A 15,315-nucleotide genomic window follows, 5' to 3' on the forward strand; every position below is an offset into this window, starting at 1 on the left:
GCTGTTTCGAGTGATAGGCGTAACCAATCAAATTTATCGGGTTGTGGCGTAACCACTAGGAGGAAATCATGAAAAAGCGTTCATTAATACCTTTAAACTTACAATACTTTTCAGCTGATACTGGTTCAGCTGGTGATGGAGGTCAAGAAGCACCGTCGACGGATAATAACAATGACCAAAAGCTACCAAGTGGAACTAACACAGATGAAGGTCAAGAAAAAGGCAAAACATTTACTCGTGATGAAGTAGCGAAAATGATTGCTACAGAAACAAAAAAAGCTTTAAGTTCAGCAGAAGAAAAATGGCGAGCTGAAAAAGATGAAGCCGCTAAGTTAGCCGAAATGGATGATAAAGAAAAAACTGATTACGAGCGACAAAAGCTACAAGAAGAAATTGACAACCTAAAAAGAGAGAAAACTTTAGTTCAAATGGCAAATACAGCTACATCAATGCTCGCTGACAAAGGAATTCAAGCAAGCGAAGGCATTCTTTCGTTTGTCGTCAAAGACAGCGCAGAAGCTACGTCAGAGAGAGTAAAAACGTTTGTCGAACTAATTGAGGGCGAAAGAGAAGTCATCAAAGCAGACTTTGAAAAACGTTTAGGGTCTAAGATACCTCTTGATGGCACAACGTCAGCTACTCTTTCTCGTGGAGCGCAAATGGCGAAAGAAGCCAACAATCAAACTAAACAGCCTGAGAATGATCTTTGGGCAACTAAATAGGAGGAATTTAAATGGTCTATGTAAAGAAAAATCAAACGTACAAAGATATTAATATTTTAAAAAGTGCCGACTTCTTGTCTTTCACAAAACAAGTTGATGGGACACATGCTGGTGTAGTTGATGGCATATTGCCGGCCGGTTCAGTGTATCCGAAAAACGATGCAACAGCAGAAGGCATCACGATTAACGATGTAGATGTTTCAAATGGCCCGCAACCTGTTGGTGTGATTGTAGAAGGACATATCTTAATTGATCGCTTACCAGTTAAACCGACTGATGAAGCACAAACTGCAATGAGAGAAATTAAGTTATACGACGCTGCAGGTAAAATGTTATCACTACCAACTGCGCCAAGTGGCGGACAATAAGGATAAAATAGGAGGAATAAACAAATGGCAAATATTGCAGAGTTATTTTCACAAAAAAATGTATTAGATTATGTAAATGATCGTCAAGCACCAATTCTATTAGGAGAGTCACTGTTTCCGTCTCGAAAAGTACAAGGATTAGAATTTGATGTGTTAAAAGCGGGTTCTAAGATTCCTACAATTGCTAGCGTACACGCATTTGATACAGAGGCAGAGATCGCTTCTCGTGTTGCTTCGAAAAGCGCTCAAGAACTAGCATTTATCAAACGTAAAATCCAATTGAAAGAAAAGGATCTAATTGCATTACGAAACCCACGCACTGCGGAAGAACAACGTTATTTAGAGCAAGAAGTATACAACGATGTATATTCAATGGTTGGTTCTGTAAACGCTCGTGTAGAAAAAATGCGTATGGAAGTTTTAGCAAACGGTACTGTAACACTTGATGAGAATGGATTAGACTTGGTTGTTGACTACAACGTTCCAGAAGAACATCAAGCGAATGCTGACTTTACTAAAGCAAATACAGATATTATCGGATTATTAACAGAATGGGCATCAACTTTAGATACTATGCCTACAAGAATGCTGACATCAACTAAAGTTCGTAATGCTATTTTACAAAATACAGGCGTAAAGGCATACTTCAAAGATGCTGGACTATTACCTACTCCTGGATCGTTAAATCAAATGTTACAACAGTTTGGGTTGCCAACTATTGCGACATACGATGCGAAATACAATAAAGAAAATGCATCAGGAATTTTGGTTAAGGAAAGGTATTTCCCAGAGGATAAATTAGTTATGTTTGGTTCAGAAAATCCTGGAGAATCTATTTTCGGTGTTACACCTGAAGAATCTCGTTTATTGTCTGGTGGTTCAAATGATTATAAAGTCGGCAATATTATTGCTATGGTTTACGAAGAAAAACTTGATCCAGTCGGAACATGGACTAAAGCTGCTGGAACTGCATTACCAAGTTTCCCAGAAGCAGACAACGTATTTCAAGCTACAGTATTGCCGCCATTGAAATAAAGGAGAGGTTAGTCATTGACTAGCCTTTTTATTATTCAGAAGGAGGCTTTTATGGACGAATCAACTATTTTATCTGAAGTTAAGCGGACGCTGGAAATAGAAGAAGATGACTTAGACAAGCAATTAACAGATTTTATCAAGCGTATTGCTCAGCAATTGAACGTTCGCCTAGGTTTCTTAGATGCTGTTCCTGAGATTTTAAACTATATAGTGGTGGAATGTACCATTAAACGATTTAACCGAAAAGGGAACGAAGGAATGAACTCCTATGGTCAAGAAGGGGAAACAATCAATTATGGAAAGCTTTTAGATGAGTTTCAAGATGATATTGATGCATGGAAAGCGAAGGAAGAAGCCAATAAGAATATTTCCCCGCGTAAAGGAGTTGCTCGCTTTACATGAGATATAACGAAAAAGTTGAGTTACGTATAGAGAAAAAAGAGTACGATTCAGATCAAGGCAAAGAAATTACAAAAGTTACTGCGTTTAAAAAAAGACGAGCTAACGTTACTGATGCATCACAAAAGGTTATGCAGGTTGCTTTTGGAGATTGGAGAAATGGAACTAAAGTCATTCGACTTCTAAGTCCTATAGATTTCAACCCCACTCATATTATCTACCAGAACAAAAAATATAAAGTGGGCACCAAAAGACAACCTAGTCGCAAATGCGCTTTTGTAGCAGAAGAGGTGACCAGCTAATGGGCAGATTAAAAACTATTATTGGAGCATCAGAGTTCAAAAAAGCATTGAAAAGAAACGCAACATTAATTGACTTGAAAAACGTTGTGAGAATGAACGGATCTGAATTAACTCATGAAGCCGAGGTGAACGCCCCGGTCGACACTGCAACGCTTGAAAGGTCAATAACTCAGACGATCAAGGATGGCGGTTTAACTAGCGTAACAGAACCTCACACAGAATACGATGGATATGTGGAGTTTGGCACAAGGTTTATGGCAGCTCAACCATATATTAGACCAGCGTTCAAGAAGCAAGCTAAGCAATTTAAAAAAGATATGGAGAGGTTAGTAAAATGAATGACCAATTTATATTTGATAAAGCGTACTCTCTATTAAAAACAATCGGCGTAAAAATATACATCTACAAACAAATGAATGATGTGGGTTATCCGTTTATCGAAATGAGTAATATGGATACGGATCGCATAGCTACAAAAAGTGGCAGTTTACAAACGATAAATTTATCTATTGATATTTGGGGACTTGCCGAAAACAGAAGAGAATTAACAACTATAAAATCATCTGTTATTGATATCTTGACACAGAACTTTCAGGTCAAAGAATCAGAAATAGAAGATAGAACAATTACTGAAACAAGCATAACTAACGTACTGTTACACGGGATTTTAGTTGTGCCTATTTATTTAAACTAGGAGGAATTTAAATGGCAACAGCAATTAAAGGTATTAATGTATTTTTGCTTTTCAGAAAATTAGTTGAAGCTGAAAAAATGGAAGCAAAACGTTTAGCTTTCCAAACTGAACACAGTCGAACAATTGAAGGTGATTCGAGTAATACAATTACAAAAGACGGAAACGTAAACGTTCCAGGAGTGGCTACAGTAGAAATGAGTGTTACTTCTATTTTAGCTCAGGGCGATACGTTACAGGATGAGCTGGAACAAGCTGTAATCGATGGAAGTTTATATGAAATTTGGGAAATAACCAAAACAGAAAACACTGAAGAAGATTTGACAAAAGCGGCTGAGACTAATAAATATCCTGCTACGTATTATCAAGGATACATCACATCTACAGAATCAACGTTCGGAGCGGAAGATCTCACTGAATTATCAATCGGTTTGGCTATCAACGGAACAGGTGCTAAAGGGTTAGCGACAGTAACTGATGAGCAATCTCAAGTAATCCAATATTCATTCCGTGATACGGACAAATATGTACCTACACCAGCAGAAAGTAGATCAATTAAAAAATAGTAAAATAAAGGGGCGGAATTATCTGCTCCTTTATTTTTAGGAGGAAAATATAATGGAATTGAAAATTAATGGACATGATACTGAAATCATTTTTGGTTTAGCTTTCAATCGTGAAATTGATACGATTTATAAGGTTGAAGGACAAGGGTTAGTGTTCGGCGCAGGGCTAGATACCTTGCTACCACAATTATATGCCGAAAGCGCAGTTGCTCTTTCCGAAGTGATCTATCACGGAACTGCACATATAAAAAAAGGGCGACCTAGTGGACATCAAGTAGATATTTATATTGAGGAAGCGGAAAATCTTGATAATTTGTTTGAGCAGGTAATCTCAGCACTAGGCGAGGCAAACGTATCAAAAAAGAAACTAGCGATGTGGAAAAAACAACTCAACATAGCCGATTAACTCATGATGAAATTAGCTTAAACATTATCAGATACCTAAATATAACAGATTTTGAAGTGATAGATAGGATGACAGTTTGGGAATACTCGATGCTTATGGAAGGTAAGAGGCTACAAAGAATGGATGAAATGGAAAACCTTCATCTTCTAGCCTATAAAATTCAAGTAGCGAAAAACACCAAGAAACAAGGAGACAAAATAGTACCAGAGTATCAATCATTTTATGATTTTTACGACAAAAAACTCATAGAAACTGGAATTTCTAGTAAGGCTTTAGAAATAGATGAATCAGAAATAGAAATGTACAAGCTCTTATCGAAACTATAAGAAAGGAGGAAAATAATGGCTGAATCATATAGTATACAAGCCGTCCTTTCTGCGGTAGATAAAGATTTTACTAGCAAGATGAACGAAGCAGCAGGAACCACAGATAAATTAGACGATGGCATGAAAAAAACTAATACCAGTATTATGGATATTGCAAAAGGTGTTGGTGTTTTTAAGCTAGTTGATATGGGAGTATCAGCAATCACTAATTCATTAGGAAGTGCTATCAAACGGTTTGATACGTTGAATCAATATCCTACTGTTCTGCAGTCGTTGGGGGCTAGTGCTGAAGAAGCTGAAAGCGGTATGCAGATACTTTCAGACGGGATCGATGGTTTACCGTCTACATTAGATGAAGTTACGGGTACAGCTCAACAAATGTTTTTAGTTTTTCGAGATGCAGACAAGGCTTCTGAAAGTACAATTGCCTTAAACAACGCCCTGTTAGCCAGTGGATCAAGTGGTGATAAAGCAGCACGAGGGACTGAACAATACTTAAAAATGTTGCGTTCAGGTAAAGTCGATATGGATGTTTGGGGAACGTTACAAGATACTATGGGCATCGGTTTGGATAAAACAGCTACCTCTATGCTTGGTGCGGGTGCATCTACTCAAGATTTATATAAAGCACTGCAAAGTGGAGAAATAAGCGTTACACAATTTAACGACGAGATCATTAAGTTAAATGATGGTGTCGGTGGTTTTGCAGAACTTGCAAGAGCAAATTCAAAAGGAATCGGAACCTCATTTAAGAATATGGGAAATGCTGTCACCAAAGGTGTTGCCAATGTGATTAAGGCATTAGACCAATTTGTAAAAGATTCTGGAATAAATGCAGATGGGATTATGGGCATTTTCGATAAGATGAAAGCAGGAATCAATACTGCATTTAAAGGAGTGATAAGTTCTATCGAGCTTGTTACGCCTGTTTTTTCTTCTTTATTCAAAACAATCGGATCATTAACGCCTTTATTGGGTACACTCGCAATAGCGGCGACTGGTGTTGCAACAGCAATGGGTACTATGAAAGTTATCGGTACGGTTACAGCGATGATGGGAACGTTAAACACAGCCACAATAGCCTCTAGCATTTCGATGGCTGCGTATGATACTGCCATGAAAAAAGCTGAAAGTAGTACGGTTTTATTCAAAGTTGCACAATTAGCTGTGAAGGGTGTAGGAGCCATTGTTACCACGGTTATTACAGGTCTTAAAACGGCACATCAACTATTAGCAGGACAAACAACCATCGGTGCAGTGGCGCAAACAGCTTTTTCGGGAGCAACAACATTAGCTTCTGCTGCAACAAAGGGCTTATATGCTGCGTTAGGTCCAGTAGGAATAATAATGGGTGTGGTTGCCGCTGCAGGAGCTGCTTTAATGTGGATGTACAACAAAAATACTAAAGAATCTAAAGAATTGAAAAAAGCTCAAGATGATATGAAAAATTCTTTAGAAGAATCATCAGCTTCATATGATAAAGGGATAGAGAAAACCAAAGTACAAAGTGAATTGAATAAGCAATTGAAAGATGAAGTTGTCGATTTGGCCACTCAGGAAAATAAATCTGCTGAAACAAAAGAATTACTTAAAACTAAAGTAGATGAGTTGAATAGCAAAGTTCAAGGGCTTGGATTAGCCTACAATGAAGAGACTGACGGCATTGCAATGAGTAATGAGCAATTACAAAAACGCCTTGATTTACAGGAAAAGCAGGCTTTAGGTGATGCCGCTGAAGAACGATTAATAGAACTCCAGCAGAAGAGAACAGAAGCTACTGAAAATTTGAAAAAAGCAGAGGAAGCAAAACAAGAGGTGGACAAAAAATTCATCACTTGGGGAAACGAAATTAAAAACACTGAAGAAGCCCTAACCACTGCTAAAGAGAATCGAAACACTATTGAAGAACAGATAACACAAGCAACGATTACGAGAAATAATGGTTTGAAGGCTAGTGCAGAAGAATTAACATTGGTTCAAAATCAAATGGTCGAGCAACAAAAGGTGAATTACAATGATTTAACTGAATCACAGAAAACAGCTTTTGATGCTATGCAATCACAATATGATACATTACGAGAAAAAACTACAAGTGTATTTGATGCCATTGAGCAAAAACAAGCCATCAGCTTGGAACAGATGGTCGAAAACTTGAACAAGAATGCTGAAGCAGTCCAACAATGGTCTACAAATATAGCAACATTAGCTGAAAGAGGCGTCGATCAAGGGCTTATCGTTCAGTTAGAGAAGATGGGACCGGCTGGTGCTCAACAAGCAGCAGAGTTGGTTAATCGAAGTGATGAAGAGCTAAAAGTTCTTAGTGATACTTATTCAAACAGTGTAAAAGCTGCTAATGAGGCGATGGTAAGGACAGCTGGTGAAGGATCACAACCTTTTGTCGATGAAATGAGCAAGACTGTTGATAAGGCCTCTTTAGGAACGAAACAGAAATTTGAATCAAGCGATCTCTTCACTTTGGGTGGAAGAATCACTGGGACACTAAAAGATGATATTGAAAAAAGTTCAAGTGGGGTTGAAGAAGCTTCAAAAGGACTAGTCAATAAAGCTACTGACCCATTAAAAAATTTACAGCCTAAACTTTATCAATCTGGGAAAGAAGCTCCAAATGGGTTAGCACAAGGTATTAATGAAAATTCAAGCGTTGCTAGTAAAGCGTCGGAAAAAATGGGTAGTTCTGTCGATGAACAACTGAGAAATTCTCTAGGAATTCATTCTCCATCACGAGTTATGGCGGAAAATGGTAGATACGTAGCAGACGGTCTAGCACAAGGTATTCGGGACAGGGAAAGTGAACCTGTCAATAATATTAAGAATATTGCAGATAAGCTGAAAGCATCAGTTGAGAATTTACCTAGCGAATTTAATTCAATAGGAAATTACACGATGCAGGGATTTGCTGAAGGAATAAACCAAGCTGGAGAAACAGCAATTAGCAATGCAAATAGAATTGCTAATGGTGTAGCAGATACTATGAGAAAAGCTTTGGATATTCACTCGCCATCAAGAGTAATGATGAAAATTGGAGGATTTGTTGGCGAAGGTCTAGCTATAGGGATGCAAAAAAGTGCGAAAATGGTAAATCAAGCAAGTGGAGCTTTGTCAAATGCTGCGATGATTGCACAAGAAAATTCAATAATTCAACCTGATCAAACACAATTTAAAAATAATCAGGCTCTTTACGTGAGAGTGGAGTCAATACTTGATGGCAAAGTAATCGCAAAAGAAACTGCAACATTTATGGCTTCTGAATTACAAGGCATTAATAATAAAACAAGTACATCTTTAGGAAGGAGGATCTAATGTATAACTTTATTGATACAATCGAAACTCCTGAAAAAAATAGTATTCCAAAAGAAGCAATGAACTTCAATGGAAATTTTTTGGAAGAACTTGTGCCTGGTTATCGTACTTTGTCAGTTTCTGGTAGAGAGTTAGCGTCTACCGAAATTGAGAGCTACCAACTAGGCATACGAGATGGGAAAAGACATGTTTATGCACGGATCCCTGATCGAGAACTCACAATCCAATACGCTTTAATCGCTTCTACTGATGAAGACTTCCGTGATTTATTCAATCGTTTGAATGTTGCGCTGTTCAGTGAAAAAGATGTTGAAATTTGGTTTAATGATGAACCGGAAATGCTATGGAAAGGAAGCAAGGCACAGGTTTCTAACGTCCAAGAAGGTACAAATAAAGTTATCGGTTCCTTTGTAATTAAACTTAGTGATCCATATAAATATACGAAGAGTGATGCAACCTCTGTTATGTGGGGATCAACTACAATCACCTTTCAATCGAATTATTTAATGGGAAACACAGGGTCAGGTGCTGTTGACTTACCGATAATAATTGAAGGTGGAGCTTATTGGGGCTCCTCGATGATAACTTTTCAGAATCGTTCATATTTAATGGGAGATAATGGAGATGAGATCAAACCAATTGAAATTTACCCAACAGTTGAAGGACTAAAAGTAAAACCTACCATTACTATAAAAGGCACAGGCAGAGATGTTTGGATAAAAACAAGAAATGATACGGTAGATTTGGGCGATTTTGATAATGCAGTTATCGTTATCGATACTGAAACATTTAATATCACCAAAGACGACAAACCAATGATTCGTCCTATGAATGACTTTTATATTTATCCAAAAGAGCCACTTTATATCCAGGCAAAAGATAGTGATTTTAGTTTAACTATTGAATACCCAAATAGATACTTGTAAAGGAGATGATACTATGCTCATGGCAATGAATCTCAAACGAGAATATACAGCAATATTAGAAAATGCCTATAATGTCAGTTACGAAAAAATTGAAAATCAAATTGGCTGTATTGAGTTTACAATGCCTCTGGATGATACAAAGAACGATTTTCTTCAGGAATTATTATGGGTAGAATTAACTGACAATGAAAATGAGTACATTGGTTTATACAGAATCATGCCATCTACTATTCAAAAAAATGCGACTAATAACACAGTCAGCTATAGAGCGATACATGCAGTAAGCACACTGCTGGATAGTGTGCTTTTCGGATACCATGAAATAGTAAATTACAAAACTGTTGATGTGATCAAATATTTGTTGAGCATGCAAACAACGAAACACTGGGTACTTAAAAAATGCGATTTTACTCGATACTTTTCATATGCTTGGGAAAATGAGAATGGATTAGCAGACGCTCTCTTCAGTATTCCTGCAGCTTTTGACGAAGACTATGTGTGGGAATGGAACACTCAAGTATATCCATTTGAATTATCATTAGTTAAACCACAAACTGAAGTAGTTGCCAGAATACAAGAAGGCTATAACATGCAGGGTTTTGAAGTTGAACGAGATCCTAAAAATTTGATTAATCGTGTATATCCTTTAGGTTCTGGTGAAGGAATCAATCAAATTAATATAAAATCGGTTAATAAAAATATACCTTATGTGGAAGATGTAGCATCAATAAAGAAATATGGACTGGTTGAGTACATTTGGTCTGATCAACGTTTTACAATCCCTCAATCTTTAAAAGACAATGCTATCAACATGTTGCGGAAATGGTCAATACCGAAGGTTACTTGGTCAGTTACTGCTTCAGACTTGACTAAATTAACTGATGATCCATTAATCATAGATAAACTGCGTAATGGCGGTATTGCAATGATCAATACAAATGAAGTAGGCAGTGTGAATCTCAGGATCAAAAAAGAAACAAAGAAAGATGTATTTGGCGCACCACAGAATATTGATTTAGAGTTAGGTAATCTCAAAGATGATATCACGACTACGATGTCAGACCTTGGACGCAAGCAACAAATAAACGAAACCTATTCCCAAGGTGCGACAAACATTTTGAATTACAGTTATCAAGATAACTGTGAAGCAGCCTATCCAGCGAATATCGAGTTTTATCTGGATGATGACGTTTTTCATGTAAACACAGTGGAATTAACATTTAAGACTAAGAAATATCGAGGGTATACTAAAGCTGTAAAAGGTGGAGGTGCGAGAGTTACTTCTACCTCTGCAGGCGGTGGTAGTGTTGTTTCTAGTTCGTCTGGCGGTGGGTACTCGTCAGGTTCAACCACTTCCGGCGGTGGAGGTTATTCAAGTGGTTCTACTAGTAGTGTGAATGGTCAGAGTACACAGACGAGTAGTGCGAATGGTAGTCATAGGCATGTGGTCGCAGGCTTTGTTGAAAATATAGGACCTAATACTAGTGTTGGTTCTGGAAGGATGTACAGAAGTTTTGGGGGTGACTTTAGATTTATTCTACCATCAGTTTCGATGTCAGGAGATTTAATTACACAGGAAGCTGCAGATAATCATTCTCATACAGTCAGTACTCCTGCCCATTCTCATAACTTTAATATCAGTATACCTAACCACACCCATAATTTTAACGTGAGTATTCCGAATCATACACACAGTATATCGATTCCAAGTCACACGCACCAAATCACTCTGCCAGATCACACACACCCGCTTGAATGGGGAATCTATGAAGCTTCTGAGAGTGCTAATAGAGTAGATATAGTCGTAGATGGGAAGACAATTCCGCACCATGAAACAAGCCAACAGCGATTAAATATTGTAGATTATCTGCGGAAAACGAGTACTGGTAAAATCTCTCGAGGAGGACACACTATCCAGATTAAACCAAACAAACTTGCACGTATTGAAGCGCAGGTTATTTGTCGTGTATTTATCCAATCGCAATTAGGAGGACAATTTTAAATGAAAAATTTAGTGATTACTTTAAAAAATGGGGTACATGTTCAACTTTATTTTGAAAAAGCAAAAGAAGCGAAAGAAGTACGAAATAAAATCTTAGCTTGCAAAGAAGCATTTTGCGAGGCTGTAGATGTCGTAACAATAAGAGTAAGCGAAGTTGTGTTGATTGAAATTGTCGATCTAGTAATGGAGGAAAAAGATAATGAAACTAAAAATTAAATTAATTAGTAATATAGAATCGTTTGTTGTTAATGATAAGTCAGGAAAAACGCTAGAAGATTATTTTGAGCAACTAATCGACAGCGGTACACCATTTATCAAGATCGGGAATAAAATTTTACAAAAATCTACCATTGAATATATTGATGGTGAATAAAGGGGTGAGACCGTATGGCAGTTGAACAAATTAAAGAAACAGACACGCTCAACCAAGGGAGTAAAAAGATTAATGCTATTTTAGATCAATCAAATGCATCGTCAGAAAAAGTAGATAGTTATAAAAGTGAACTTGAAAAAGGAATTAAGGATTCAAAAGAAATAGCGCAAGAAGCAGGACAAGAAGCTATAAGTATTGCAACCGAAGCAGGGAAACAAGCTAATATTACGGCTGACCAAGCCCTTACCAATTCGCAAACAGCAATCACTACTGCAGGTCAAGCGGTATCTACGGCGAACAATAATAAACAAGAATTTGATACGTTGCGAAATGATTTTGATCAATTAGTCGCTGAATCAGGAGACAGTAATCCTGAGATTGTACAAGCCCGTACAGATACGCAGGGTGTAAAACGCCCTACACTAGCAACTCGATTGCAAATGGATTTTAACGATCGAATGACAAAAGCGAATGGACTTTCACTTTTTTCTGGTAATACAAACGTAAAAATAATGATGGATTTTAATGGGAAAACAGCAGGGAATACGACAACGAATCCACATAAATATTTTTCTGATTTTACTGCAAAAACACTAAAAAAACCATCTGACACTTGGAATGAGGTTTCGCAAGCTGACTATAACAAGTTGGCCAGTCGTGATGATTCAGGAGTTACTACTGGTTCGACACAAAGTGGGGTAATTCCACAACAGATGGGTGTGTTTGATGTTGTAGAAACAGCAAAAAAATTAGCCCCGCAAATCTATGAAAAATTAAACCGAACAGAAGCGGCAACACAAATAAAAAATAACTTTATCGCACTCACTATCAGTGCGCGGGCAAAAGCTACCTCTCCCAATAATAAAAATTTAAAAGTGTCCACGTTTGTACAATCAACAAATTCATGGACCTCTCAAATTCAAGAAACAGCTTCAGAATTAAACGACTTTACTGTTCAAATCAATGATAAAAACTTCATTACAGATGATGGTTACGTTTATCAAACGAGCTATACAGATGCTTCAAACGGAGTAAGTTCCTCAAGTTTAGACATGGATTATTGCGGAATGCAACTGGAACTAACTGTTGATGCACAAAATATACTAACTGCCTCTGGTTTTGCAAAGCAAACTGATATTGATTTTGCTATAGAAGAAAATGTGACTAAAGAAAAAATAGGATTAGGCAACGTTAAAAATTATGATATCGCCACGCAGTCTGAGGCTCAATCGGGAGCAAGTGATGCAAAGTATATGACACCACTGAAAACAGTACAAGCTGTAAAAGCAATGGTGTTAAATTTAACCTATCCAGTCGGCGCTATTTATACAAGTATAAATGAAAATGATCCTGCTAGTCTATTTGGGGGAATATGGGAACGTTACGCAATAGGTAAGACCTTAATCGGTGTTGATGAGAACGATCCCGTTTTCAATTCTTCTGGTAAAACAGGTGGAGAAAAAGCTCATACGTTAATCGTGGCAGAAATGCCAAACCACACTCATGCTTATGAGGTCGGGAATGGTAATGCAACAACGGTGAATCGATCAAGTGGGTATAATAATGCTGGATCAGGTACTCAATCAGGTGACGTTAATACTAAGGGAGCTGGTGGCGGTCAAGCACATAACAATTTACCTCCATATGTCACTACTTATATGTGGGTACGAACAGCTTAATTAAAACATATTTAGAGAGTAGGTGACATATGAAAATTGAAATTATGGTGCTTTTAACAGTGGCATCCATTTGTGCAAGTATCTATTTTGGCTTGGTTAATTATCGCAGAAACCAAAAATCAGAAGATAAAAAAGAAGCTGCAGAAGCTACTGGCATGTTAGTTGATCTTCGCAATATTAATAATGGTGTTACGAGAATTGAAAATGATTTAAAGACAATACGAGAAGAAAACAAGGAAAGCCGAGAAAGACTGATTATTGTTGAGCAATCAACTAAACAAGCTCACCGAAGAATAGACAAAATAGAAGGAGGAGAAAAATAATGGATTTAGAACAATACTATATTGCAATCGTAGTCCTTGCATGTTTAATTGTGGGGTATTGCATCAAACATATCAAATGGCTAGACGAAGTAAGTAATCAATATATCCCAACTGTTTTAGCTCTTTTGGGGGCTTTTTTAGGTTGTGTAGCAAATCAAGGCGTAAGCTTGGAAAACATTGTTTATGGCGCTTTGAGCGGTCTTGCTTCAACAGGATTGCATCAATTGTTTAGTCACTTAATCGAACAACGAAAGGATGACGAAGATGAACATTGAAAAGCAAGTTAGGTTAGGTTTGCCAACACTTGGCTATAATCCATACAGACAGATTCATTTACACAGTACCGCTAATCCAAACAGCACTGCTCAAAATGAAGCAGACTACATGAACCGTAAAGATATTAATAGTGGTTATTATACCCATGTTGTTGGTAATGGTCGTGTGATCCAAACAGCCCCAACAGGTCGAGGTGCTTACGATGTTGGTGGGGGTTGGAATTATGAAACGTATGCTGCACTTGAATTAATAGAGAGCCACAAGACACGAGAAGAATTTAATCGAGATTATAGGCAATGGGTAGAATTGGCTAGACAGTTAGCTGATGAAGCTAAGATCCCTAAAACTCTTGATAATTCGAGTTTAGAAGGAATAAAAACACATATGTATTGTACCTATAATCAGCCAGAAAACGAGAGTGATCATATTGATCCATACCCTTATTTGAATAAGTGGGGTATAACAGCTAGCCAACTGGAAAAAGATTTAGTAAATGGATTTGGACAAGCAACAAATGAAGCAGAAAAACCACAACAAAAAATCGAATTAGGAGTGATCGGAATGTTTATTTATTATGTAGGCAAAGAAATGTATGGTGTGTGGGGGAATAAACGTTTTTATCTAAACAATAATGCAAAAGTTACTCATTTTAAGGCGATAGTTAAAAATGCTACGGGTAAAACATGTAAAGAGTACAAGAGTTGGAAAAAAGGTAGCGAACAAATTAAAACAGTAGAAAGCTTTACAGAACTACAAAAGACTATAGGATAATTGGACAACGTAAAGGCATTGAAGCAGTTGAGATTAAGTTGGTTAATAAGTAGTAAAATAGCCCCTCCTGAATAATTAGGAGGGCGGTACATAAGAAAAACATTTATTCAATATTTGGTTGCAAAATTAACCGAAAATTGTATAATAGTTGCAATAAGTAAATATGGTTGTTAAATACAATCAAAATTGTAGAATAGTTGTAAATAATAAAAAGCCTATCTCATTCATTTGAGGTAGGCTTGTTTTTTATTGGATTTGTTCAAAGACTTTTTTGTATTTGTTGAAAATATTTTCAGTTTCATCTGATTTTTTAACAGCTTCTCCAATCATTAGTGCATTTATATGATCATTTTTTGATAAATAGTAATCATATTCTTCACTACTTTTAAGGTCGTAGGCTGAGTTTAAATCTTCTAGGGAACCGAATATAGAGATCGTAAAATACAAATTAGGGTCGTTGTTCTGTTCCGCAAAATTCATCGTATAAACGGGAGAGTACTCTGGGATATCATTAGATGTATTCTCCGTTTCTAAGACTGCAACTGTCCCATTATTGTAAACATTTAACCCATTATCGATAAAAGCAGACACTATTTTTTTATTTGCATCTGACTTAATTTCTGATAGTATTTCATCCTTTGTCCTATCAATGTGCTTATCATCGGAACTAGAACTACTCTCTAAATCTTTAACTCTCGATTCTAACTGTTCAACTTTACTACTAGAAGACGTTTCTTTTTCATTATTCCCACAAGCTGTAAGCCCAAATACAGATATTAATAAAACTCCGTAAATCACTTTTTTCATAATAATCCTCCTAATGTAATTT

20 protein-coding genes are annotated in these 15,315 nt (G+C 37.0%); 19 read left to right on the forward strand and 1 reads right to left on the reverse strand.

Translation table 11 applies throughout. The annotated features are described in order from the left end of the window. Positions 1–68: 68 nt before the first annotated feature. The 19 genes from AC4BC4_RS01070 to AC4BC4_RS01160 all read left to right on the forward strand — a co-directional run bounded on the left by AC4BC4_RS01070 (position 69) and on the right by AC4BC4_RS01160 (position 14,486). Positions 69–722, forward strand: a complete 654-nt coding sequence (locus tag AC4BC4_RS01070) for a DUF4355 domain-containing protein (RefSeq protein WP_490476483.1) — start codon at positions 69–71, stop codon at positions 720–722. An 11-nt stretch (positions 723–733) separates the two neighbouring features. Beyond that, entirely contained in the window at positions 734–1,090 is a 357-nt protein-coding gene (locus AC4BC4_RS01075; protein WP_490475386.1) for a hypothetical protein, read from the forward strand. Between the two features lie 24 nt (positions 1,091–1,114). Next, complete coding sequence (locus AC4BC4_RS01080; protein ID WP_490476484.1) at positions 1,115–2,125, forward strand: major capsid protein; 1,011 nt, start codon at positions 1,115–1,117, stop codon at positions 2,123–2,125. Positions 2,126–2,176: 51 nt separating this feature from the next. Then, the gene (locus AC4BC4_RS01085; protein WP_490476485.1) at positions 2,177–2,527 is read left to right on the forward strand and encodes a phage head-tail connector protein; all 351 of its coding nucleotides are present in this window, start codon (positions 2,177–2,179) and stop codon (positions 2,525–2,527) included. Further along, a complete protein-coding gene (locus tag AC4BC4_RS01090) occupies positions 2,524–2,826 on the forward strand; it encodes a hypothetical protein (RefSeq protein ID WP_490476486.1) in 303 nt (100 codons plus the stop codon). The genes AC4BC4_RS01085 and AC4BC4_RS01090 overlap by 4 nt, the downstream gene beginning before the upstream one ends. Further along, entirely contained in the window at positions 2,826–3,164 is a 339-nt protein-coding gene (locus AC4BC4_RS01095; protein WP_490476487.1) for an HK97-gp10 family putative phage morphogenesis protein, read from the forward strand. Before AC4BC4_RS01090 ends, AC4BC4_RS01095 begins: the two co-directional genes overlap by 1 nt. Continuing rightward, on the forward strand, positions 3,161–3,520 hold the full coding sequence (locus AC4BC4_RS01100; RefSeq protein ID WP_490476488.1) for a hypothetical protein: 360 nt from the start codon (positions 3,161–3,163) through the stop codon (positions 3,518–3,520). Before AC4BC4_RS01095 ends, AC4BC4_RS01100 begins: the two co-directional genes overlap by 4 nt. Before the next feature lie 11 nt (positions 3,521–3,531). After that, positions 3,532–4,083, forward strand: coding sequence for a phage major tail protein, TP901-1 family (locus tag AC4BC4_RS01105; protein ID WP_490476489.1), 552 nt, complete (start codon positions 3,532–3,534; stop codon positions 4,081–4,083). Positions 4,084–4,135: 52 nt separating this feature from the next. Then, positions 4,136–4,489, forward strand: a complete 354-nt coding sequence (locus AC4BC4_RS01110; RefSeq protein ID WP_490476490.1) for a tail assembly chaperone — start codon at positions 4,136–4,138, stop codon at positions 4,487–4,489. Between the two features lie 119 nt (positions 4,490–4,608). Continuing rightward, the gene (locus tag AC4BC4_RS01115) at positions 4,609–4,815 is read left to right on the forward strand and encodes a hypothetical protein (RefSeq protein WP_438758778.1); all 207 of its coding nucleotides are present in this window, start codon (positions 4,609–4,611) and stop codon (positions 4,813–4,815) included. Between the two features lie 15 nt (positions 4,816–4,830). Next, a complete protein-coding gene (locus AC4BC4_RS01120) occupies positions 4,831–8,136 on the forward strand; it encodes a tape measure protein (RefSeq protein WP_490476491.1) in 3,306 nt (1,101 codons plus the stop codon). Then, the gene (locus tag AC4BC4_RS01125; protein WP_490476492.1) at positions 8,136–9,062 is read left to right on the forward strand and encodes a distal tail protein Dit; all 927 of its coding nucleotides are present in this window, start codon (positions 8,136–8,138) and stop codon (positions 9,060–9,062) included. The genes AC4BC4_RS01120 and AC4BC4_RS01125 overlap by 1 nt, the downstream gene beginning before the upstream one ends. 13 nt (positions 9,063–9,075) lie before the next feature. Next, positions 9,076–11,064, forward strand: a complete 1,989-nt coding sequence (locus AC4BC4_RS01130) for a phage tail protein (RefSeq protein WP_490476493.1) — start codon at positions 9,076–9,078, stop codon at positions 11,062–11,064. Then, positions 11,065–11,280 (forward strand): hypothetical protein, encoded by a 216-nt coding sequence (locus AC4BC4_RS01135; protein WP_438758782.1) that lies wholly within the window; start codon positions 11,065–11,067, stop codon positions 11,278–11,280. After that, positions 11,264–11,437 (forward strand): hypothetical protein, encoded by a 174-nt coding sequence (locus AC4BC4_RS01140; protein ID WP_490476494.1) that lies wholly within the window; start codon positions 11,264–11,266, stop codon positions 11,435–11,437. Before AC4BC4_RS01135 ends, AC4BC4_RS01140 begins: the two co-directional genes overlap by 17 nt. Positions 11,438–11,451: 14 nt before the next feature. Beyond that, entirely contained in the window at positions 11,452–13,116 is a 1,665-nt protein-coding gene (locus tag AC4BC4_RS01145; protein ID WP_490476495.1) for a phage baseplate protein, read from the forward strand. 29 nt (positions 13,117–13,145) lie between these two features. Then, positions 13,146–13,439: a hypothetical protein gene (locus tag AC4BC4_RS01150; protein ID WP_438756475.1), complete on the forward strand. Its 294-nt coding sequence runs from the start codon at positions 13,146–13,148 to the stop codon at positions 13,437–13,439. Then, a complete protein-coding gene (locus AC4BC4_RS01155; protein WP_490476496.1) occupies positions 13,439–13,714 on the forward strand; it encodes a phage holin family protein in 276 nt (91 codons plus the stop codon). The genes AC4BC4_RS01150 and AC4BC4_RS01155 overlap by 1 nt, the downstream gene beginning before the upstream one ends. Next, positions 13,704–14,486, forward strand: coding sequence for an N-acetylmuramoyl-L-alanine amidase (locus AC4BC4_RS01160; protein ID WP_490476497.1), 783 nt, complete (start codon positions 13,704–13,706; stop codon positions 14,484–14,486). Before AC4BC4_RS01155 ends, AC4BC4_RS01160 begins: the two co-directional genes overlap by 11 nt. Before the next feature lie 246 nt (positions 14,487–14,732). On the opposite strand, the gene AC4BC4_RS01165 is transcribed toward AC4BC4_RS01160, so the two are convergent. Next, complete coding sequence (locus AC4BC4_RS01165; RefSeq protein WP_438756465.1) at positions 14,733–15,293, reverse strand: hypothetical protein; 561 nt, start codon at positions 15,291–15,293, stop codon at positions 14,733–14,735. Positions 15,294–15,315 lie beyond the last annotated feature (22 nt).

It is taken from the genome of Enterococcus sp. AMC1086, assembly GCF_058216575.1.